At 42.1% G+C, this 25,499-nt stretch carries 6 protein-coding genes; 1 reads left to right on the forward strand and 5 read right to left on the reverse strand.

Annotated elements, in window-relative coordinates:
* Positions 1 to 292: 292 nt before the first annotated feature.
* From folB to SB49_RS12085, 5 genes are all read right to left on the reverse strand, one after another.
* Positions 293 to 649 (reverse strand): dihydroneopterin aldolase, encoded by a 357-nt coding sequence (gene folB, locus SB49_RS12065; protein WP_062056933.1) that lies wholly within the window; start codon positions 647 to 649, stop codon positions 293 to 295.
* 45 nt (positions 650 to 694) lie between these two features.
* Positions 695 to 1,642: a PorP/SprF family type IX secretion system membrane protein gene (locus SB49_RS12070; RefSeq protein ID WP_062059157.1), complete on the reverse strand. Its 948-nt coding sequence runs from the start codon at positions 1,640 to 1,642 to the stop codon at positions 695 to 697.
* A 22-nt stretch (positions 1,643 to 1,664) separates the two neighbouring features.
* Positions 1,665 to 18,569, reverse strand: coding sequence for a T9SS type B sorting domain-containing protein (locus SB49_RS12075; protein ID WP_062056935.1), 16,905 nt, complete (start codon positions 18,567 to 18,569; stop codon positions 1,665 to 1,667).
* A gap of 552 nt (positions 18,570 to 19,121) precedes the next feature.
* Complete coding sequence (locus SB49_RS12080; RefSeq protein ID WP_235537747.1) at positions 19,122 to 21,203, reverse strand: PorP/SprF family type IX secretion system membrane protein; 2,082 nt, start codon at positions 21,201 to 21,203, stop codon at positions 19,122 to 19,124.
* Positions 21,204 to 21,232: 29 nt separating this feature from the next.
* Positions 21,233 to 23,491: a gliding motility-associated C-terminal domain-containing protein gene (locus SB49_RS12085; RefSeq protein WP_062056939.1), complete on the reverse strand. Its 2,259-nt coding sequence runs from the start codon at positions 23,489 to 23,491 to the stop codon at positions 21,233 to 21,235.
* Positions 23,492 to 23,752: 261 nt separating this feature from the next.
* Between SB49_RS12085 and SB49_RS12090 the strand changes: the two genes are divergently transcribed.
* Positions 23,753 to 25,438 (forward strand): glutamine--tRNA ligase/YqeY domain fusion protein, encoded by a 1,686-nt coding sequence (locus SB49_RS12090; RefSeq protein ID WP_062056941.1) that lies wholly within the window; start codon positions 23,753 to 23,755, stop codon positions 25,436 to 25,438.
* Positions 25,439 to 25,499: the final 61 nt, after the last annotated feature.

The raw sequence follows: 25,499 nt of genomic DNA on the forward strand, positions 1-25,499 counted from the left end.
AAATCTACAAAAATTAATTCTAAGAAAAATTAATTTTAGCGTAGTTTTATTTAAAACGAACCCCTGCCCTATTTGTTGTGGTTCTCGGTTCAATTAACGCATAGGAGTATTGGTCTGTGAGCCAATTGAAAACGGTCTTAAAAATTAAGACCGTTCTTGTTTGAGGCATCGAGTGGACTCGAACCACTATAAAGGTCCTTGCGGGACCCCGTCTCTCCATTTCGACCACAATGCCAATTAGTCCTGTAAAAGTAATTTATTTTCTAGCTCAAAAAAACTGAACCTTCGTTTTTCAACGAGTTCTTTGCAAGTTTATCGATACCATTTCCACATCCCCACCTATTGGCGGATTAATTTTGGAAACAGAAATTTCCACCTCTTCTACCGTTGGCAGTTCTGAAAAAACGCGATCTATAATCCGTTTTGCCACATGTTCCAATAACTTGGACCTTACCTTCATCTCCTCCTTTACAATGCGGTTGAGGTGCACATAATCTACGGTATCCACTAAATTGTCTGATTGTGAAGCTTTGGTCAGATCGGTTTTCACTTCAAGATCCACTCGGTAATCGCTTCCTATGATTGCTTCTTCTTCGAGGCAGCCATGGTGTGCATAAGCTTTGATGTTACTTAATTTTACTTTCCCCACAACGGTTTTAAATTTCTACAAATTTAATCCAATTGGATGGAAATATTAGTACATACACCTACAATTACTAAGGCCTTGAAATAGATCTACCCCCAAGGTGACCACATGGGTACCTGAACTAAAGCCTATAATTTCATTAAGGATTACCTGATAGGAATATCCAAAATAGAAATTATTCTTTTTAAGCCCAAAAATAGGGGCAATGTAGAGCGGGTTTCCTATCTGATCGTTCAAGAATCGATAGTTTACTCCGGCATAATAGTAATCCTCAAAATCGTACCATCTGAATTTCACGTTCAAATCTGTTACGGAACGCCCATCACTTTCAAAGTATTGATAGAAAACAGAAGGTTCTATTTCCATATCACTGTTCTTGCTCTTCTTATATCTGTAGCCTGTGTATATGTAATAATTCCTTAGCCTATTGGGTTCAAAAACAGGGTTGAACTTGGTTAAATCCTTATCTAGCAGGTTAGAGGCATTTGCACTTAGGTAAAATTTATCTTTACGGTAAAGAAGACCTACATCGAAGTTATGATTCGTGGTTGACCTATCGTCGGTAACAGATGCATCATTGTTGTCCCTAAAATTTTCAATATCTATTCGAAACTGATTGAAATTATAGGAAATACCGAAAGATAAAAACTCATCATCATAACGGTCCAAGGTCAAATGGTGTGCAAAAGAAAGTCTCGCTCCCCTTTGTTTGGTCTCCCCGTTGCTGTCATTGTACAAGAGCATTCCTATACCCGATTTTTCCCCTACCCTGGCATCCGCCGCCAAAGATTGGGTATCCGGGGCATCCTTGATACCTACCCATTGGGTAAGCCCATTGATCCTTATCTTGATATGATCCCCAATCCCTGAATAGGTAGGTGATATTACAAATGGGTTATCAGCCAAATATTGGGAAAGCTGGGGTAGGGTCAACTCCTGTCCTTTGGAGGTCAGTGCAACAAAAAGCAACACTAGGGTTAACACCGTATTTCGCATAATTCTATTTAGGTTAAGTCGGTTATCTATAAAGGGTAAAGTGACCAACAAATTCTCTGGCATCTTCTTCTCCCTGTAATTTGAGGATGTACCAATAATCTCCGGTTGGCAATTCGGCTTCTTTGTATAAACCATCCCATCCTTTATCATTTAGTCGCAATCTGGCCACCTCTCTACCATAACGGTCAAATATGATGGTTAGTATGTTGGGCCATGATTCTTCATTCCTCGGCTTCCAGAAGTCGTTTTGTCCGTCCCCATCAGGCGTAAAGAAGTTAGGTATCTCAATATCTATAAATTCTATAAATATCTGTTGGGAAACCTCACAACCATTCTCATCCACAACGGTTACAGTATACGTATCGGTCCTATTGATAAAGAACGTCGTCTCATTTCCTCTGTCCCTATCCCCTAGGAAGAAGGTGTAATTTTGTCTACCTCCCGTGGCAACCGCGGTTATCTCATTAATGTTGTTTTGTTCCAATACCAGCGTCAAAGGCTCATATTGTTCAATCTCAAAATCGATGGTTCTTATACAACCATTGGCGTGGGATACCGTTATATAATGTTGCCCTGGGGCTATATTTGTAAAGTTGGGATCCAAAACCATATCCGCTGGATCCGTAGAATCCAAAGCATATAATACATCATTTGAAACCGATGCGTCTTCCAAGGTAAGGATGATTGAGGCTTCTGGAACAGCTCCCGTACATTCATATACAGGTGTTATTTCAGCGTTTAGGTTAACGCCTTCCTCTATCTCAACAATGATATTGGTCTCACATCCTTGACTATCCTTTACAAAAATTACATACGTTCCTGCGGCCAAATCGGTAAAGGATGTTTGTCCCTGTACAAAATCTGACGGATTATTGGAGTTGAACGCAGTACTGTATGGTGCTGTTCCTCCTGTTATGTCTACAGTAATAGAACCATCTTCACTACCCGCACATATTTCCGATTGAACCATGGTTGTGGTCACTTCAACAGGAAGTGGTGCCACAATCTCAAGATCGAATATGAATGGCAAACAACCATTGGAGTCTTGCGCAATAATAGTATACGTTCCAGGCAACAAATCTGTAAATACATTTTCGTCGCTGAACTGGTTCAGGTTAGGGGATATAGCATACTGATAGATACCAGTACCGCCTACCAAACCAACTTCTATGCTACCAAAATCATCGGCACATAACGGGTTGTTTACAATTGGCGTATTGGCTATCAGCTCATTACCCTCGGTAATGACGACCTGTTCCCTGTCCATACAGTCTTGGCTGTCCACTTGAATATAGTAGGTGCCTGCTGTTAAATTATTAAAGGTCGTACTTGTTTGAGGTCCTCTAAGAACAGTAATCTGATCCTGTGCCAATAGGGAATAGGAATATCCTCCAAGACCGCCAATGGCCTTCACTCTGATCAGTCCTGTAGCTTCCTCAAAACAACCTACATCAACCAAGGCATCAGCTATAATTTGTAGTTCTGGAATGGCATCTACAGTAACAGTATTGGACACTGTTGATATACAACCGTTCGCATCCCTAATAAAATACTGGTATGGGCCTACCGCCACATTGGTCAGGTCAACTGTGCTTCCAACCATAGGAGTAAACACTCCAGAAACTGATGTGCTGTAGCTGTATGGGGCAGTACCTCCAGTAGCTGTTAGCCTAAGATCGGCACCAACAGTACAAGTATTCAATGCTGTTATGGCCAAAGAAGCCGTTACTTGCGACGGTTCGTCTATTAATACAGCCGGAGTTGTAAAATCACAGTTCCAACTATCCGTTACAGTCACTGAATAATTTCCTGCTGGGAGATCGGTAAATATATTCGATGTCTGCGGCCCACTGACCAGCCCTTCGTCCAAATAGTTAAGGATGTAGTTATAGCTGGCAGTAGCATCCAAGGCGGGTCTTCCTCCACCTGTAACCGTAGCCGTTATTTGCCCTCCGAAATCGCCTTCGCACAAGATTGTAGATGAAGCCACAGCTGTTGCGGTGATTTGGGTGGGTTGCACCAAGGTTTCTGTTGAGAAGACCTCACAACCATTTAAATCCCTAACATATACTTCATAGGTTCCTGCGGTTAGTCCACCAAAAACATTGTTTGTGGTAAAAGCTCCTACCGCTGGAGGTGTTCCTTGAGCAATGGCATAGGTATATGTGCCCCAACCTCCAAATGCATTGGCAGTTATCTGTCCTGGATCTGTACAACTTATCGCTATAGAGATGTCTGTATTTAATTGCAACGGACTGCTTGGTGATTTTATGGTGATGGTATTTGATAGATCATCACAGAAAGGTGTGCCTGTCGCAACAACATTCACATAAAAGTTTCCTGCGGGCAACCCATTAATACTGATTGGGTTCGTTGTTGTATTTGAAGCGACCACACCGGTAAACGCGGTGCCATCAGACCAAAATACCTGATAATTATAATTACCGTCGTAATTGTTGACCTGGAGGGACATTGACCCATCGGTATCTCCAAAACAGGTTACCGAATTTATTGGAGATGCCACCACTTCAATAATATCGTAAGGCTCCACGGTATAAGGCGCTGTTGTAAAGTAACAACCCGTTACATTATCTGTTACCCTGAATACGTAGTCCCCTACACTCGTTAATGTAAAGTCTGCTGACTGATTTCCTGCTCCCGGAGTCACTGTGGCGGTTCCCATAGGTAAAAGATCAAAACTGAAATCCCCTGATCCTCCTGTTACCGATAGGCGCACTGTTTCATCATTACTACAAGTAATTGCTGTTAGCTCTGTGAAATTAACCGCTGTAATCTTTGGTAATGGATTTACAGTAAACAAGGTCGTATCGGTACATCCGTTGTCATCCATTACGGTAATCGTAATATCTTGTGACAACCCGGTGTCTGTAATAGTAAATATATTCGAAGAGCGGAAGTTACCGCCATTGATACTATACGTGTAAGGTGCCGTTCCATTTGCCCCAATGGCTGTAATAGTTGCCTGGGTCACTGAATTATTGGGGTTACAGGCAAATTCTGTATGGGTTGCGCTAACGGAAACAGGAGAAGGTTCTGTAATAGTTACGGTTTGAGTATCTACACAGTTTCTATCTGAAGTCACCGTAATATCATATGTTCCTGCAGCTAAGTCCGTAAACAAATTACCGGCTTGACTGGTAGAAGTTATCCCATCAGAAATTGTAAAGGTATAAGGCTGGTTGTTATTGGATGCGTCCAAATTAACCAGTATGGAACCATCAGCTCCACCGTTACAGGAAACATCTTCCTTGGAAGTGGTGAACACAACTGGGGTTGGGGCTTCCAAAGTAACAGTTGCCGGTATACTACATCCCGTTGTGGTATCGTGCAATACCACAATATAGTCCCCAAAGGCCAGTCCCGTAAATAGGTTGGAAACCTGGTTGCCTGCAATGGTGTTCCCTATGCTGTCCTGCAGCTCATACTCATAATTACCGGTTCCACCCTGTGCGGTAACCGTAATCTCCCCATTGTCCACATCACACGACACTTGTGTCGTTACCGTTGGGGTTGCCCCCAATGCCGGATAAATAACCAAAGTATCCATAGCGGTACAACCATTGCCGTCACGAACGGTAATAGTATAGGTTCCCGGTGCGGAAACCGTGAAGGTACCACTACTCTGGAATCCTGAACCGATACTGTAAGATAACGGACCTACCCCTGTAGAACCTGCTACTGTAAAGCTATATGAAGTCCCTGTAGAAGTACACTGGTCCGTCGCAAATGCAGGGGCCGTTACCGTAGGCAAGGGATCAACAGCAATTACCACATCTATCATAGTGGTACATCCCTGAGTATCCATTACCCAAACATCCCAATCCAAACTGGTAGCCGGATCTAAAGTAGCGGAAGCACTTGCGCCATAAAGGCCAGTAGGTGAGGTCGCATCTGGTACAAAGGCATAGGTATATCCTCCATTTCCTCCGCTGGCCCTTACACTCACTTGTGCCCCAACAGTACAGTTGGCGTTTATATTGCTTATCTCCAAGAGGCTTAGCGCTGCACTTGGCGATGTAATGGTTACCGTATTTGTGATATCATCACAGAATGGAGTGTTTAATGCCTCAACTCCGACGTAAAAATTACCTGCAGGCATATTTGCAATACTCAGGGTCCCCGGGGCAACCCCAGAACCACTGATGCCTGCAAGACTGCCATCACTATTGTAAACTACATAGTTGTAATTCCCCGTATAACCGGTCACACTGATCTCCATAGCACCATCGGTGTCACCAAAACAAGTTACTGGTGCTGTTGGAGAGGCAACAACCTCTATAAGGTCATATGGAGCAATGGTATAAGGTGCTGTTGTAAAATAACATCCTGTTACATTATCGGTAACCCTAAAGGTATAATCTCCAACGGTGGTTAATGTAAAGTCAACAGTATTGAAACCTGATCCAGGAGCAATAGTGGCTGTACCCATTGGCAATAGGTCGAATGTGAAATCTCCCGAACCTCCGGTAACCGTCAAACGAACTACCTCATCATTGTCACATGTAATGGCCGCTTGCTGTGAAAAAGCCACATTGGTGATTACAGGTAATGGATCTATCGTCTGGGACAATGGAGCAACAATGGAACACCCATTATTGTCCTTTACATCTACAGTAAATGTGCCTGCATTGGCAGTTATATAAGTGTATTGATTCCTAGCTGGTCCAGTCCCTTCAAAATAAGCCCCACCATTGATACTGAAAAAGTAAGGTCCCGTTCCTGTAGTAGGATCGGCTGTAATATCAAAAGAAGCTGTTTGAGCCGTATTGTTGGCATCACAAGCAAAATCGATTACATTGCTTATAGAGGCCACCAACTGTTGTGGTTCTGTTATGGTCACCTGATCTGTAACAATACAGTTACGGTTAGAGGTAACAGTAATATCATATATTCCTGGATTCAATCCTGAGAAGAATCCGGTGCTTTGGGTAATTGCAGGATCTGTTCCATTATCTATGGTAAATGTATAAGGTGGGTTGTCATTTACACCAGCACCAGGGTTCACTATTCTCACATTTATGGTTCCATCCGCTGCACCAAAACAACTAATATCTGTTTTTTGGGTAGCCTGTAGGGTTACCGGTGTCGGCTCTTCCAAAGTAACTTGTATTTCCTTGGTACAATTGGCAGGATTTCCAAGGGTATTGTCCGTAACACGAACAATATAGGTTCCAAAAGCCACGCCTGTAAATTGGTTAGCTACCGGAGCAATTCCGGTTGGAGTAATACCATCCGCTTGGAAAAGTTCAACGGTGCTGCCACCTGAACCGCCTACTACGTTAAAATCTATTATTCCGTCATTGCTATTACAAGTAGGCTGGGTATTGACCATAGCGGTAAATTCCAACTCAGGACTAATGGTAATGGATTCAATTTCCCCACAACCATTGGCATCCACCACTTCTATATCATATGATCCTGAAGATAGGTTACTAAAGGTATATGGGAACGTTGTAATATTTTGGAATGAATTGCCAACTATTCTAATTCTATACGGGGCAACGCCTGTATTTACGGCATCTAAACTTACGTTTATTGAAAAGCTCCCGTCCTCCTCACACTCATCAACAATCGCTAATGTAATATCGGGTCTCGTGTCCTCGGTAATGGTAATATCCAAAACTTGGGAAATACAACCATTGGCATCTTGGGCATAGACATCCCAATTGGCCCCTAAAGCATAATCCAGATGTAAAGTTTCATTTTCCGGGAATGTTCCTGGCGTAGCTGCTCCGTCCAATACTACCGCATAGGTATATGGACCTGTTCCTCCACTTGCTTGTACCACCACAATGGCATCCTCATTACAGTTGTCAGGGGTATTGCTTACCTCAACAACAATAACTTCTTCTGGCGCATCTATGGTCACTGAATTGGAAACTTCCGAACAGAAAGGGTCCTGAGTCTCTGTAACCTCAACGGTATAGATCCCTGCAGGTAAGGTTTGTGGAATAACATAATTAAAAGGATCTGAAATAGCATCAGAACTTCCTGCTGCTCCTGCAACAGGATTACCAATATTGTCAAAAACTTGATAATCAAAAGTACCTACATAGCCGGTAATATTAAGTTGCATCTGCCCATCACTGCTATCGCTACAAGTGGCATCTGAAACCAAAGAAGCGGTAACCATGATGAGGTCGTAAGGCGCCACATTATGCTCTACAATTACGGAACAATTGGTAGTCGTATCCAATACCTCGTACACATAGTTCCCAGGTGCTGTCAAAACAATATTTAATGGGTCTGCAACTACGTTCCCGCTTGGTAATTCTGTGTAGCTATAGTTACCAGAACCGTTAGCTGGAATTATTTCTATGATCTCTTGACCATTGCTACAATTTATTGCCTGTAATTGATTGATGTTAGCCGTTACCTTTTGTTCTGCCGGAATGACCACCGAAGCAGAAACCGTACAACCATTATCATCCTTGACAATAACAGTAACATCTGGGGAACCATAGGCAATCATATACGTATTATCTCCTTGGAACGAACTGCCATTAAAGCTATACAGATAAGGTCCTGTCCCCGAAGGATTCCCAGAAGTATCATCATCTATGGTAACCGTTACCGTGCTTGCATTATCATCACAAGTATAATCTGAGGCAAGGGCAGTGATAGCCAACTGTGATGGCTCATTAACTGTAATGGTCTCATCGTGTGTACATCCTTTACCAGAAATAACAGTTACTGTATATGTACCCTCTAAAAGTCCGACAAATACATTTGAATTTTGTGTTGTAGTACCCCCATCCAAACTGTATAGGTAAGGGGTATCCAAGTTTCCTGCATCCAACGCAACTGTAATGGTACCATCGCCACCTCCAAAACAGCTCACGTCTGTAGCAGATAAGCTAAAAGTAGGGTTGATTGGCGCTTCAATGGTGACAGTAACGCTCCTGCTACATCCTGTTATATTATCTATAACATCAAAATCATAGGTGCCACTGGTCAATCCTGTAAACACTGGATCATTGACCTGTGTTGGTCCTGCAGGGCTTGTTTGTACATAATTGAAATCTCCTGAGCCTCCGCTAGTAGAAATGGCAACCTCAGCATTATTGGAAGGGTTACAAAACTCTTCTTGGGTAATTGTTGCTTGGGCCATTAATGGAGGGTATATGGTAATGGATTCTGCCGCTTCACCACAGCCACTGGAATCTACAACTTCTATAGTATGGGTTCCAGAAGAAAGAGACGATATGGTAACAGTTTCCCCCGGATTATTTAACGCCACTGGCTCAAATACACCTCCGTCTACACTAATATAATGAGGACCTATCCCCGCGTTATTCATTGTTACAATAATTTGAAAAGTGCCATCTGGAGATACACAATTATCGGCTACATCTATAGAAATAGCAGACTCCGGGTCCTTTTCGAGAGTTACAGTAATTGGTGGAGCAACACAGCCATTTAGATCCTGAACATATATATCATAGTCAACTGGATATGTGGCTGATATTATTTGAAAAGTACTAGAATTTGGAAAAGTCCCTGGAACAGGATCTCCTGTAGGCACATAGGCAAATGAGTATGAACCAGAACCACCTGTTGCTTTAACGGTAACAAATGAACCATCATTACAATTAGCATTGGACTTATTAACCAAACTTAACTGCACAGGAGTAGGTTCCAAAACTCTAAAACCATAGGTATTAGAACAAAACGGGCTTGTATCCTCCTCAAAATATAATACATAATCCCCAGGTGGTATATTGTTTACCATCACTAATGGGGTAGGTGTTGGACCTCCAGCTGCCTGTGTTACACTACCAGAATAAGCTGCCCCTAATGGAGAATTGGTAAGAGCGTTTAGTATATTGTAGTTGATTACTGTTACACTAGGATCAAACCCTTCAATTTGAAATTCCAAGGACCCATTGGTTTCTCCAAAACAACTAACATTGGTTACACTTGGGGAAGCTACCACATCAATATTTGAAAGTGTTGGAATAGTTTCCTCTACATAACTAGAACAGCCAGTGGCATCATCAATAGCCTGAAAAACATAGGTTTGACCAGCATTTAAACCTGTAAAAGTTGCAATAACAGCAGTTCCTGATGTGCCAGTTGAATTAGGTCCAATTGCCGTACCATAAATAGAAAATGTATAACTTCCAGATCCACCATCCGCAGACAATTCAACTGTCCCGCCAGTAGCACAATCGGCAATTGCGGGTGCTGAATTTAATGACAGAAATGGACTAGCTAATACTCTTACAGGATCTTCATAATATTCACATCCGTTTGCATTAATCACTCTAATATAATAATCCCCAAAAGCCAATCCATCAAAAGTTACAGATGTACTTGAGGTTGTTACTGGATTAGGTGTTGGCCCCAATACTGCCACAATATTATTGGATTGATCATATAGCGTATAGGTATAATCTGGAACTCCTCCACTTGTAATATCAATAGTAATACTTCCGGGCAAATCTCCAACACCTACACCACCACAAGAAACATCAGTTACAGAAACATTGGCATCAAAAACAGCGGGATCATTTAATGTAACGGTGTATGTTGTAAAACATCCTTTACTGTCTCTAATGGTATATGTATAAGGTACCCCTGCCGATAGACCTGAATAGGTCCTTTGGGCAGAAAATGGACTTCCGTCGAAACTGTACTCATAAGGCAATAGGCCTGTCCCTGAAATCGGTATGATTTCAACAATACCATCTGAGCCACCATTACAACTAGGATCGATAGCAGTATGATTTGCCTCAGGATTAGTAGTTGCATTAACGTTTATTGGGTTGGACAAAGCGCTACAGCCATAATCATCAAATACCCTAAAAATATAGGTTCCCGAGACATTTGTATTAAAACTAAAGCTTGCTCCTGTCAGGGCAGCTCCAGGATTAAAGGTGGTACCTCCATCAGTACTAACTTCATAACGGTCATAGGGAGGGTAGCCTCCATCCACAGTAATATCAATTACTGCATCCGTTGGTGCGGAACAGGTTAGGTCCTTTGTAACTACTGCACTTGCAATAATCAACCTCTCGGGCACAACGATATTAAAGGTGGCCGCATCACAGCCATAAGCATCTGTAGCTTCAAAGGCATAGGCACCTGGGATGATCCCATTGAACGTATTGCTCAATTGATATGGTCCCCCATTTACCCTGTACCTATATGGGGCTTGTCCACCACTGGCTGTTAAAATTACTACAGCGCCATTGTCATCAAAACAAAGATCGGAGCTTGGATCCAAGGCAAGGTCTGGCGTTGGAGCAGGAGCAATAGAGATAGGTTTATTGACCTCACACCCATTGGCATCCATTACATAAACGGTGTAATCGCCAGCAGGAATATTACTGAACACCCTATTCCCTTGATAAGGAACTACAGTTACCGTACTTGTAGCATCCATCAATTGGTATTGGTAAGAATTCCACCCTCCAGAGGCTACTACCGTAATGGTGGCGTTGTTCAAACAGGTTACATCTGTATTAGAAGCTGTAAAATCCAATGCAAATGTAGGTTCACTGATTAACGCAGGTGCTATTGCCTCACAAGTCGTAGTATCGTCAGTAACGGTGACAATATAGGAGTCGGCGTCAAGGCCTGGAACAGCGATAGGAGTAGTCCTATTAATACCGTTTTCATTCTGCACAATTGTACCCGAACTGTTCGTAACCGTATAGCTGTAGGTAGCAACAAAGTCGCTCACCGTGAAGGCAAACTCCCCATCCGAATCCCCTTTACAGGTCACGTTTTTTACCAATTGGTACAAAACACTTACCTGGGGGATCGTATTTATAGTATAGGATTTCTGTAGTGTACATCCTTTTGCATCGGTTACTCTAAAGGTATAGGTTCCTGGAGTTAACCCTATAAATGTATCATCGCTGCCATTATCCCTATAACTAAGGATCGGCGCAATCAATTCATATTGGAAAGGCCCATTCCCATCGGTTACACTAACGGTAACATTACTAACCACTGCAGGACAGGTCATTGCAGAAGGCGCGAATGAAAGGTCTGTTGGTGCGTTTAATGGATCAATGGTTTGTGTACTTGTGGCCGTACAATTATTGGCATCTCTTATAGTAATGGTATAAGTTCCGGCCATTAAACCAGAAAAAGAGGTTCCAGGGCCAAAATTTACACCATCGATACTATAGGCATAAGGGGCGGTTCCTCCGCCAAAACTTGTAACATCTATGGTCGCAGAACCCGAGGTACAGGTATAATCCTGAGAAACGGCTGTTGCGATAGTCAAGGCTGGTGGGTCTGTTAAGGTAACAGTTCCCGTAATCTGACACCCTTTGGAATCCGTAATGGTATAATTATAATTTCCTGCCGCCAAACCAGAGTATACGGTTTGGGTAGAAGGAACACTGCCATTGAAAACAATTTGGTATGGAGGGGTACCTCCTGAAACACCCAAATTCACAGAACCATCGGCAGAGCCCGCACAACGTGGGTCTGTTACCACTGGTGTTGCCGTTGGTGGGGTGTTACTGCTAACTATAATTGTATTAGAGGTAATGGTACAACCAGAACCATCACTTATGATAAACTCATAAGAACCTGCGGTTCCTGTTGAGTAGGTAAAAGGTATTGCCGGAACAGGAGTACTGGCTTGGAATGTAGTTCCATCCAAAATAACCTCATAGTTAAATGGACTGGTTCCCCCCGTAATGGAAATGGTAATCTGTGCGTCTGGGGAAGCGCTACAATCCATATCCTTATCCAAAACAGCATTAACAGAAAGAGTAGGGTTAACGGTTATAGTCTCCGTATCGGTACAGTTTTTACTATCGATAACATCCAACGTGTAGGTTCCAGGGGCCAAACCATTGAACACATTAGCTGATTGGTAGGCACCTCCATTAATTCTGTACTGGAATGGAGCCTCTCCACCTGTAACTACGGTTGCAGTAATGGTAAGCCCAGAAGACGCATCATAACATAAACTATTTGCACTAACGTTTAAGTCGGGTGCAATGATCGGATTGATTGAAAAAGTATCGGTAATAATACACCCATTTAAATCGGTAACAGTAACAGCATAAGGTGCCGAAGTATCCAACAAATTGCCAAAAGTTCCTGAGGTATTGGAAGTTACGGTTCCGCTAGGATCCGTAATTTCATACGTATATCCTCCCCAACCACCAGAAGCGGTAATGGAAACAGAACCGGACACCGTTCCACTTGGAGAACAGGTAGGATCGGTTACGGAAATAGTATTTATTGCCAATGGTGTGGCAGGTTCGCTTACCGTTATAGTGGTAGTGTCGGAACACATGGTGGTTTCATCCGTAACAACAATAATATAATCCCCAGCTACCAAGCCATTAATGGTTGTTGTAGGGGCCGACTGGTTTGTCACTGGCGTTCCACCGTTGATTGTATATTGGTACGTAGCCGAAAAACCAGAAGTATCAAAAGAGATAACGCCATCGGCATCTCCCAAACAGGTTACATTGCTAACCAACGTACCTGCAATATTTATCGGGGCAACAGGTGTTATGGTAAAGTTTTCTGTATATGTACAGCCATTGGCATCGGTGACCAAAAATGTATATGTATCTGGAGCCAATCCAGAAAACACATTGTTATTCCCGTTGTCAAATCCTGCAGGGGCTATTATTTCATAGTTGATTGCTCCTGTACCACCAGTAACGACGAGCGTTACATCCGATGTTTGCACAGGGCAATTTGGTGCTGTTGCACTAAAGGCAATATCTGTAGGTGGGTCTAAGGCAGGTATAACCACACTATTGGTAACAAATGTACACCCACTTGCATCCCTTACGGTAATGGTGTATGTGCCATTTGTTAAATTGGTAAAAGTATCCGATCCTCCAAAGGAAACGCCATCAATACTATAGGAATATGGGGAGGTTCCACCCACAACATTCTGTGCTTGAATCGTTCCGTTTTGCAAACAAGTATATGGTTGTGTCAATACGGCATCGGCGGCAATTGGGTTGGGGGTTGTTAATGTTACGGTATCCGTATAGGTACACCCTTTGCTATCCTCCACAATATAAGTGTAGGTTCCCGCACCCAAGCCAGTATATAAGGTCTGGGAAGAAAGACCCATTCCATTAAAATCTATCTGATATGCCGGAGTTCCAAAATTACTGTCTATGATGATTTCCACACTACCGTTGGTTGCGCCGTCACAATCTGGATCAATTGCGTTATGCGTTGCAACAGGGGTGGTAATAGGATCTACAATTACCGTTGTCTGGGCAGTACACCCTTCAGCATCTGTAATAGTAAAGACAAAAGTTCCGTCTGTTGGGGTGGTATAAGATATTGAATTTCCAATTACTGCTGTGGTCGCGCCTCCATTGAGTTGATAGGTATACGGAGCATATCCACCACTAATAGTGATATCCATAATTGCATCTGGTGAGGCGCTACAATCCAATTCCTTGGTCAATACCGAAGCCGCAGTCAATTGTGGTTCTACAACTACCGTGTTGGAAGTTGCAGTACATCCATAAGCATCCCTAACCACTACAGTATAAGATCCTGGTGCCAGATTATTAAAACTATTACTGTTTTGGTTCGGAGCTCCATTGAGGCTATAAACATATGGGGCAACACCACCAGAAGCTGAAGCAGTTAGGCTTACACCCGTTGCAGGCGAATAACACAAGTCCGTAGTAGGATCCAACGTTACAGTAGGATTTACCGGGGCCGTAATAGTAAATGTATTTGTTATGATACAGCCACCAGCATCGGATACGCTTATGGTATAGTTTCCAGTCTGGGTAAGTCCAGAAAACACATTGCTTGCTTGTGGCCCAAGATCACTTCCATCTGGCTGCGTCAGTTGATAAGTATATCCCCCCCAACCATTGGAAGCACTGATGCTTACTGAACCATTGGCCGCACAGGTCAAAGGGGTCACATTGAACGTAAATCCTAATGCCGCGGAGGGTTCATTGACAGTAATAGTCTCTGAATCCGTACAAGCTGTGGCTTCATCTGTTACCACAATAGTATAATCCCCAGCAACAAGGGCTGTGAGGTTAATGGTAGGAGAAGTCTGTCCTGTAATGGCAGTTCCCCCATTAATAGTATATTGGTAGGTGGTGCCAAAACCGGCCACACTAAAATCAATAGCACCATCGTTACCGCCAAAACAACTTACATCGCTCTGAAGGGAACCGTTAACCGCTATATAGGTGATATCATTTATGGTATAGTTCTCTGTATAAACACAGTTGTTCTCATCGGTCACCTCAAAGGTATAGGTGCCAACAGCCAAGCCATTGAAGGTTGCCGTAACACCATCTGTAGTGTCTGGGCTTCCAACGGACGGACTGGTCATTCTGTACGTCAATATCCCTGAGCCTCCTGAAGTGCTGAGTGTAACGTCGGAGGTAGGGGTTGTACATGTAATTTGAGTGGCACTAAAAGATAAATCTGTAGGTGCGCTTAACGGCTCAATAATAATTTCTGGCAATGAAATAACACAAGTTGGGTTATTGGTATCCCTAATGGCAGGGGAATAGGTGCCATCTGTTAGGTTGGAATATGTTGTTGCAGCACCAAAAGTTACCCCGTCCAGGCTGTATTGATAACTACCAGAACCACCTGTAGCACCAGAAAAAGAAATAATCCCATTCTGAACACAGGTATAATTTTGGGTCAAGGTAGCAGTGGCTGTTATTTCTGCCGCTGGCTGTATGGTAATAGGGTAAAAATAATCACAGTCACGGTTCCCTCTTTTTAATCTCACATAAAGCATATAATCGCCAGGAGACAAATCATAGAAATTACTACTTGGAAAAAAATCTATATTATTGATGCTATATTCCAGGTTATAACCATTATCATCTATCAGGTTTACACTTATCGTTCCATCATTGGCATTAAAACAGGTTTCATCTGTTGAATTGACCGTGTATTCAGCCTCTTCCTCCAAAGTGATGGTAACTGGATTAGAAATGGCAGCACAATTATTTCCATCCAAAACAACGTATTGATACGTGCCCTGCTCCCCTATCTTGACATCAAATATGACACTGGTTTGATATGCAGAGGCTGGTATATCGTTAATTTCGCTGTAGAGTGGTCCTCCTGCCCCACTTTCATCTATGTAACTCCATATGGCATAATAATACACTCCAGAACCACCTGCTCCTTTTACTTGTATGTTTCCTTCCTTACAACTTACATTTTGGGAAACAACTGCCGAAGCGCTCATGGTAGAACTGGAAGCAATAGAAACATCCTGGGTATAGGAACAACCATCATCTGTAGTGGCAACAACAGTATAGTCTCCAATATTTACGGAGGTAAACGTGTAATTGTTATCATCTGAAGGACCAAATGAGTCCACTAGTGACCCGCCCTGTCTTAGTTCATAATAATATTGTGGGTCAACGTCATTTACCGAAATGCTGATACTACCCTTATCGTTAATACATAATGGGTCTGTCTTTGTAACATTTACGGAGAAGTTTCTTTGGAATATGTCTATACTATTGACAACAAAGATACATGGGTTGGTAGGTACATTCTGTTGTCTGATGTATACATTATATGAACCAGGAGTTGCAATATCAAATACACCCGTAGTGTTTGATGAGCTCCAATCATTTTGATCAAGGCTATACTCATAACTCCCAGGGACATTGGTAATGGTAATATTTCCTGGTTGTCCGCACATGATATCCTTTTTAAGGACCTCGGGAGACAATATGTTTTCATAAACCTTAAAGTTGAACCTATTGGAGCACCCATTTTCATAGTTCACCACAAAACGGAATGTACCCGCCTCAGTAGCCGTAAAATCTTCTGTAGTTGCAACAGTGGTCCACACACAAGAAGCGCTGGTGGTCACACAATTATCTGATGCAGTGGCCGAGCAACTTCCCTCGTCCAATTTCTGCCAAGCATAGGAAATGGCATCGGTAAACGTCGTTTCTATTAAACGCTCATCATTGGCACCGCATAAAAATATCTTTGGAAGGGCAGAACCGTCATTGGGACAAGTGGCCACTTCATCGGCGTAAGGTATTATAGGGTTTGAAACATTGTTGGTAAACGGAACCACATTAATGACCTCATCAAAACTCAAACAAGGTGCGGGCACTGTTTTTGTCACAGTATACGTTCCTAGTTGGGTAACCACTATGCTTTGGGTGTTTCCTACGACTGTACCATTTTGATCTCTCCATTCATAGGTATCAAAGCCCGTACCTGCACTTAACGTCGCCGAGCTTCCACATAAATATTGATCCCTATTGAAATCACAATCACCCAGATTGACCAAAAAGTTTGTTGCTCCAGGGACTGCATATCCACAGTTATCAAATCTGGAGACACTTGGATCATCCGTAATTACATTATTGTTAAAAGCACCGCTATATGTGGCATATGCAGTGTTTTGTATGATGTTGGAGCAGGCGTCCCTTAGTCTGTAACAATCAGGAACCACCCTTACCTTTAATTTAATGGTGTATTGCGGGTCTCCCTTTTGTACAAATTCGTTGGGCACTGTAAAAACAATCTCATGACTGACATCATCATAGACATAGGTGATTGCCTGTCCATTAATAGGAGGGGGCAAGACTAGACCACTAGGTAGAAAATCCACATTGGTGGGCAGCGCGTCCTTTAACGTAAAATTTACCGCATCATCATTTCCTATATTTTGAAACTTCAGAATGTAGAACATTTCCTGACCCAAGGTTACGTCCGCGTTCGCAATATCATTACCCATGACATCCTCCACATTTTTAGTGACATCTATTTCCGGTTCAATTATTTCTACATTAAATGAATTGAAGAAAGGATAATATTGATCCCCGGTTGATGTAAACCTAAAGGTGGCAGCATTCTCTGAATTGGGCAATGTGGCATTTGCCGGATTGTCCAAGAAAAAGAAATCGGTATCGTACCCTAATGTATTTGCGCTATTAGGGTTTCTGTCGTTTACCGCTACTCCGTTCAGCGTTATATTACTGTTAAAAAAATTGTCCGCCGGATTGGTGGCATTGCTCAACTGTGTAAAGGTTGCTTTGCTAGCCGCTTTAATACTTAGTTGGTCCCCGCCAATTCTATAATCCCCCTCAAGGGCTGCTACACCAATATTTGCCTTTACAGGACCTGCCGGGATTGTTTCAAAACCAGTATAGTTTACATTTACAGTTGGATTAGCACCATTTACTCTTGCAAAGCCATCAAAGGTTGTTATCAATTTTCCAGTAACCGTAGGATTTTCATATGCAACGACCAAGGTCCAGCCAGCGGCAGCTCCGCCCGAAACACCGTTTCCAATTATTGATCTTACATTCGCAATAGTATAAGTCCCTTGCGGATTAGCGAGACCAGACAATATTGCGGTCACATCAGCATAACAGGCATAAGGGCTATTTGCCCTCATGGATGCATCGGTACTGGTAAAACCGTCATATAATACCTCGTTCGCCGTAATATCAACATAGGTACCTCCCGGCACCTTTAATTTTACCCTATTAAAATCTGTTTGCCTTCCGGTACCAACACTCTGCCCACCCTGTGCACTTGGATAGGTAGCCGACCAATAAAGCCCTGCATACCGTATCTGGTTACAGTCTGGTGAAGGGTAATTTAAAATGGCGCTACTGGAACTGAAGGTAGATGCGTCCCCATCAACATCAATATATTGCATGTTTTTGGAGTCGTTGTAGTTGTTGGCACCTCCGGTCTCTGCATTCCCATTGCCATTAGTGCTTAGGTTGTTATAAGCGTTGTTGGGCCTTGTTGTACCCGAACCTCCGTCACGGTTAACAATATTGTTCGCTATAAAGGTGAGGTCACCCTTGATATTATCTTGGTACCGTACCTGAAAATTATTAAACTCCTGAGAAAATCCAGCATAGCCCAAAAGGGTCACAAATACCAGGACTGTTTTTGAAAATAAAGTTACTTTCATTTGGCTAATTCGTTTGGTAAAACCCACATTATCCATGTCTAGAGGACATGCGTTTTTGTTATTTTGAATTGCTGGATGTTGGATAGAATCGATTTTCTAGCAAGAAAACCGTGGAGGGAACTTCCAAAAGCCTAGCATTCAATAACAAATATTGTCTATTCTACTGACGCTATGAAGTTATTGTTGTAGGGGTGTATATTTATGTTGTGAAACGCATTGTACCCATGGTGTGAGTACTTTTTCTCTAAAAGGGACAAAAAGGGCGATTTCGACGGGTTACATGAAATATCGGTGAATTGACAAGCGCTTTATCGGCAATGACCAAAAAGCAATTGCGCTGATATAAAAGCCAAAATTATTCGGCCTATTTAATCAATTATATAGGAGCAGCTGTTGAAATTTTAACCACTGAGAAAAATCTATGTAGAATTGGAATGTATGGAAAATGAAGTATTAGGTATAAAAATCAATCTGGGTTGTTGTTCTGATTTTGCAATTTTATATACTAAAAAAGTATTCCTACTTGTTTCATATTCATTTAGTATTTCATTTTTAAGCAATTAAATTAGGCGTGACTTTCATGATCCACATCTTCTGGTCATAAGACTGATTGATTTTAGAGTAATAAGATACCAGTGCATTATTCCATGAACCGTGCTTTTTTAGATACACGTAACGGTAGTTATTTTTTGGATTGATAAAATAACTTGCATTTAAACCTTGGGCATTTAACATCTTTACAAAGCGATTGGCATTGTTTGGGTTGGAGAATACATTGGCAATAATATAGTACCCGCCATCTACCCCATTAATTTTAAAGCTCTGGGTTGATGGCATATTCGAGGCCACCTTGTCCTTTTCAACAATATTTTTTTGAAGCACATCCACCCCATATTTGGTAGATTGTTGCTTGATCTTGGTTACATTGTCCACATAGGCCTTATCCGTATCGGTATATTTGGTGTTGTCAACGTTCATGATCCATTTGTCTCCGGCATAGGTGCCATCTACGTTGGACTTATGAGCTGCAACAGCCTCCTGCCAGGTATCATAACGCTTTAAATACACATACTTTAGTCCATTGTTGTTATTGGTAAAGTAATCCGCTTCTAGTCCCTTCGTATTGAGATCGGAAACAAATTTATTTAGGTAATGTTCGCCTTTGTAAACATTGGCCACAACATAATAACCATCCTTTACCCCATCCAGATTGCGGAACTTTCTACTTTTTATATTGTTTTGTTTGGTCACCTGGGTAAACTCATCCTCTTCACTGGTTTTGGTGGCAACCACCGCATCCCTAACCTTTTCCCGTGGCTTTATACCTTTTGGTTGGTTTTCCTTTGTGAGAGTGATTTCCTTTTTAAAATCGTCCCTTACAGAAGGTTCTTCAACAACGTTCTCATTTTTAGCATTCCCGGCAAGTGCGTTATCATTGTTTAAGAAATACATCTTTTTTGCCTTCTCTTCCAAATCTGGTCGCTTGCCCTGGGTCTCATTACGGACCATGCGCATGACCATTTCAAATCGCTTTTCCAAGTCGGTCTTTCTATTTTCCTCCAAGGAATCCTGACGGAACATTAGCTCTGCCAGTATTTCGTTGTTTTCGGCCAAAGCCAATTTAAGTTTTTGTATTTCTTCGTCTTTTGACGTAACTACCTCGTCCTTGTTGATTTCCTCTTCCAAATTGGCCAACTCATCTTCTTGGTCTTCCAGCATTACCCTGTCCTCTGTAAGGTTTGGGGTGAAGGAATAGGCAAAGGAGATCTCATGGGTCACCCCAAAATTGTCAAAATTATTAGATAGGCCCTTTTCCATGGTATATCCTAAGGACAGGCGTTTGTTCAAATTAAAACCTATCCCGGCTGCGGCACCGTAGAAATCGTCGTACCCTGCTTGCAACCATCCTAACTTGGGAATATCCAAAATAAGGCTCCCGCCCAATACCACCTCATTTTCGCCTACCTTCCGTACTCTGGCCATAGGCATTAAACGACCCGCTTCCATAATACCGGTTTCATTTTTAAACTGATGGGTATATTGAAGGTGTCCTGAAAATGTTTTTTCGTTGAACTGGGTTACAGACTGACTGCTCTTCATATTATAATCAAACAGGTTTTCTGCAAACAGACCAAAATCAAATTGGCCATAGGAGATATTAAATCCAGGTTGTACTGACAAAAGTGAGCTATCCTGAAAACCATTCAATAACGGATCTTCCTCAATGGGATTCGCCCTGTTCTGATCAAAGCCACTGTTGTAATAAGATACATTGGCCCCAAAGGTAAAGTTGCTTTTATCACTTAATTTTATCCCATAGGCGTAATTCGCCAAAATCCCATAGTTGCTAATAATACCTTCCCTTTGGGTATAAAGGCTTAGCCCCAACCCCGATCTATCATCTATTCGCCCACTATAACTCAAAAAGTAGGTTTGGTTGTTGTCATCAAAAGATACTGATTGGTTTCTGTGTAAAAGATTAACATAAGATTTATCTTCCCTAACCGTTGAAAAGGTAGGATTGATAAGGAATCGATTAAACTTCAGTAAGTTCTGTGCAGGAACATCATAGGCCACAAAAGGGTTCTCCTCCTGTGCTCCGACCTTGGTCAGAACCATGATGAACAATAGCATATATAGTATGGGTTGCTTAAGCATCTCAGTTAACGTATGATGGTTATGGTACCTTGTTTTAATACTTCTTTACTGGTCTTTATTTTATAATAAAAAACCATGTTCTGTTTCGAAAAAGCCGTTGTGGATTCTGGCCAGTTGTTCTGATAATCAACGACGTTTAATATGACCTCTCCTTTGGCATTATAGATCAATACATTAATATCTTTATTCCTTGAATAGGTATTGGGAATGATCCATTGATCATTGATCCCATCACCATTGACCGTTATTACATTGGGCACCTTAAAGGTGTCTTGCAACACAACGGTTATTTGTTTGGTTATTTCGCAATTCTCTATATTGGCAACCAGTAAATAACTTCCTTCTTCCGTAAAGGTCACAGAAGGGGAATCACTCAAGAGGGCGTTGTTCATGTCCAACCATTGGTAGGAAGTTCCTCCACTTGCCGTAACGGTCTTAGACCCTCCGGATGGAAATACAACTGTTTCAGGGGAATTCAAGGTGATCAGTGAATCGTCCAATGGGGCAATGGTAACTTCGTTAGAGGGCAATGGACAACCATTCCTATAGACAACCAATTGGTATTTTCCTGTTTCGGAAACATTCAATGTCTCCGTTGCTATGTTTAGATCAACGCCATCCTTCATCCAATCAAAAGTGGCTGATGATAAATCTGTTGTGGTACTTATGGTAATGGATTCGGAATCATTACAACTTACCAAACTACTGGCAGTTATGTTAAGGTCCTCGTTCACTAAAAGCAAAACATTTAGGGAGTTGGATGTTGGGGTATAGCTTTCTAAAACGGCATCCAGTTCATACACTCCGTTTTCGGAGATATCCGTTAAACTGATTGACCTGGCTGTGGCGCCATTAACAACTACACCATCCTTTTTCCACTGGTATGTGAAATTGCCTATTAGATCAGCGGTAACATCAGTTTTGGTTCCTTGGTCATCCAAGGCGTTGATAGCATCAATTTCCAATACTATGCTAGTGTTGTTACAATCCTCATATTCCGTTGCATAGGCCACAGAAATTTCAAAGGAAGCTGGCACCACTGCTGTAGTGGACTCAGAATCTATCGCGGTTGCGGCACAAGCGCCACCACTTTGTGAAACCCTGGCAAAATATTCCCCTTGTTGGTCTATAATCAAAGTACTGGTTATTTCACCTGGCACGATTACCCCATCCTTATACCATTGGTATACTGGAGAGGAGGCAGTGGTGGACACCGAAAGTGTTTTTGTTTGACTTGGCAACAGAACAATATTAGGGTCATTGCCTCTGGTAACGGTAAAATCGCCTGCATTGGTAATGCTCACAGCAGCAGAACGTTCCAAACATGTACCGTCCCCATCAATTTCAACTGCATAATCGCCTTCAAAGCCGGGAACAGATGCATCTACAATGTATGTATGTGCATCAACGACAGGTCCTGTAATGGCTGCTCCATTTTTGAACCAAGTGTAGGTGAGTCCTTGGCCCATGATATTTGCTTCCAATGTTTCTGTTTCTCCACTACACAAGGCTGTTTTGGAAGGATCGTTAATCGCAATCCCCAAACTGGCACCCGTGGATATCTCTATATCGTTGGATAAGGTATTGGCCGAACCTGAACAAATAGATCCATAATCTACTTCTACCATATATATACCTGCTTGAGAGATCGTTATAGAATTACTTTTCTCCTCAAGCGGCGTTCCACTTCTATACCAATTATACCGATAGGTTTCTGCATTGGCAACATTATGAACAGCCAAGGTTGCACTATTCCCATCGCAAAGTTCAATACTTCCACCGGAAGGAATGTTGCCATTACCGTTTGGACTGATCAACAAGGAGGATTTAAAATCTATATAATACATGGAAAAGGCATCTGAAGCCGGACTTGTCTTTGCCGGGCTAGTGCTTCTAACCCGCATTTTATATCCTTCACCTCTTGCGGTAGTGGGCAAGGAAAACTTAAAATCGAAATTAAAATTAGTATTCTTGGTATTATCTGACGCCAGTTGGGTAGGGGTTGCAAAACTTCCGTTCGCATCGGACAATTCCAAAATAAAAGAGTTATCACCATTTACCAAGGGGGTGTTCCATGTAAATTTTACAAAGTATTCATTAAAATCCGCCGAGGCACAAACAGCTGTCCATGGACTATTCCCCGCAATATTGGGGTTGTCGGCAGGAATAGGTTTGTTGAGTGTCTGTGCAATGGTATGTGACCATCCCAGTAATAATAGGGCAATTAATATAATGTAGGGCCTGCTATTTGCTTTTGATCTCATAATTTGGGCGTATTCATAGAACCTGACAGGGAATCCTTTGCTCGATTGACGTAGAAGAGATTTTAAATTGTTGATAAAATCTTGATAACCTTAAAGCTCTATACTATATAACAACAAATATTATATTTAATTATAGCCCCGAGAATTTAATGTTGTCTTAGGGATTAATTCTGTTGTGAAACCCTTTTATTACATGGTCATCTCCTTTTCTACTACAGGATCACCGCAATTTTGCTACATTTGTGCTCTTAATACAAATACATGAGCGAAACATCTAGGTCTCTAAATTTCATAGAGCACATTATTGATGAGGATTTAGCCAATGGCTTTCCTAAAGAAAAACTTCGATTCCGATTTCCACCGGAGCCAAATGGCTATCTGCACATCGGGCACGCCAGCTCAATTTGTTTGAACTTCGGACTGGGATTGCGCTATGGTGCACCCGTTAATCTGAGGTTCGATGATACCAATCCGGCTAAGGAAGAACAGGAGTTTGTAGACGCCATAAAAAAAGATGTGCAATGGCTTGGTTTTGAATGGGATACCGAATGTTATGCATCCGATTACTTTCAGCAACTATACGACTGGGCCGTGATGCTCATAAAGGAAGGGAAAGCCTATGTGGACAGTCAGTCTTCGGAGGAAATTGCCAAGCAAAAAGGCACTCCAACCGAAGCGGGCAGCAATAGTCCCTTTAGGGAGAGATCAATAGAAGAGAGCCTTGAACTCTTTGAAGCCATGAAAAATGGGGATTTCAAAGAAGGTCAACATGTACTGCGTGCTAAAATAGACATGTCCTCCTCCAATATGTTAATGAGGGATCCTATTCTTTACAGAATACTACACAGGGCGCACCATCGAACAAATACCGATTGGTGTATTTATCCGATGTACGATTGGACGCACGGGGAGAGTGATTATATCGAACAAGTATCACATTCCTTGTGTACTTTAGAGTTTGCGATGCACCGTGAGCTTTATGACTGGTTCCTAAATCAGGTGGTAGTGGAAGGAAAGGTACGCCCAAAACAAAGGGAATTTGCCAGAAGGAACCTTAGCCATACTGTTGTAAGCAAGCGTAAATTACTGCAATTGGTGGAAAAAAACGTGGTGTCCGGATGGGACGACCCCAGAATGCCCACCATATCAGGGATGAGAAGAAGGGGTTATACCCCGGAATCCATCCGCAATTTTGTAGATACCATTGGTATTGCCAAAAGGGAGAATGTGGTTGATGTTTCTCTGTTGGAATTTTGCGTAAGGGAGCACCTTAACAAAATAGCACCCCGCGTTATGGCGGTCTTGGATCCTGTTAAATTGGTCATTACCAATTATCCGGAAGGGGAGGTAGAATGGCTTGAAGCAGAAAACAATCCGGAAGATGAATCGGCTGGTAACCGATCGGTACCATTTTCGAGAGAGCTTTATATTGAGCAGGATGACTTTAAGGAAGAAGCCAATCGCAAGTTTTTTAGATTGAAATTAGGCGGAGAAGTGCGCCTCAAAAATGGCTATATCATTAAGGCCGAGAGTTGCACTAAGGATATCCATGGAAATATTACCGAAATACAGTGCACCTATGATCCAAAAAGTAAGAGTGGTAGTGGTACGGAAGAAAGTCTTAGAAAGGTAAAAGGGACGCTACACTGGGTCTCTGTTGCCCATGCCGTTCCGGCTGAGGTAAGGTTGTATGACCGATTATTTAACGATGCTACACCAGACGCACATAAAGACCAGGACTTTATGGATTTCGTAAATCCAAACTCCTTGGAAGTTATTATCGGGTATGTTGAGCCTAGTTTAAAGGAAGCAAAGGTTGGCGATATTTTTCAATTCCAACGTTTGGGATATTTTAACATCGAAAAAGACGCTACTCCAGAAAAACTGATTTTCAATCGCACAGTTGGTTTAAGGGATACCTGGGGTAAAATCCAAGAAAAAGAATAAAATAGTCAATAGCTATTACTATTAACATACCAATGGTTTTTTTCTATTGAAAACCATTGGT

Origin of the sequence: Sediminicola sp. YIK13 (assembly GCF_001430825.1) — a bacterium.
GTDB lineage: Bacteria > Bacteroidota > Bacteroidia > Flavobacteriales > Flavobacteriaceae > Sediminicola.

Excerpts from the sequence above, each read along its gene's own strand:
- SB49_RS12080 (WP_235537747.1), bottom strand. The coding sequence starts at position 21,203 with ATGCTATTGTTCATCATGGTTCTGACCAAGGTCGGAGCACAGGAGGAG.
- SB49_RS12090 (WP_062056941.1), top strand. The coding sequence starts at position 23,753 with ATGAGCGAAACATCTAGGTCTCTAAATTTCATAGAGCACATTATTGAT.
- SB49_RS12075 (WP_062056935.1), bottom strand. The coding sequence starts at position 18,569 with ATGAAAGTAACTTTATTTTCAAAAACAGTCCTGGTATTTGTGACCCTT.
- SB49_RS12070 (WP_062059157.1), bottom strand. The coding sequence starts at position 1,642 with ATGCGAAATACGGTGTTAACCCTAGTGTTGCTTTTTGTTGCACTGACC.
- SB49_RS12085 (WP_062056939.1), bottom strand. The coding sequence starts at position 23,491 with ATGAGATCAAAAGCAAATAGCAGGCCCTACATTATATTAATTGCCCTA.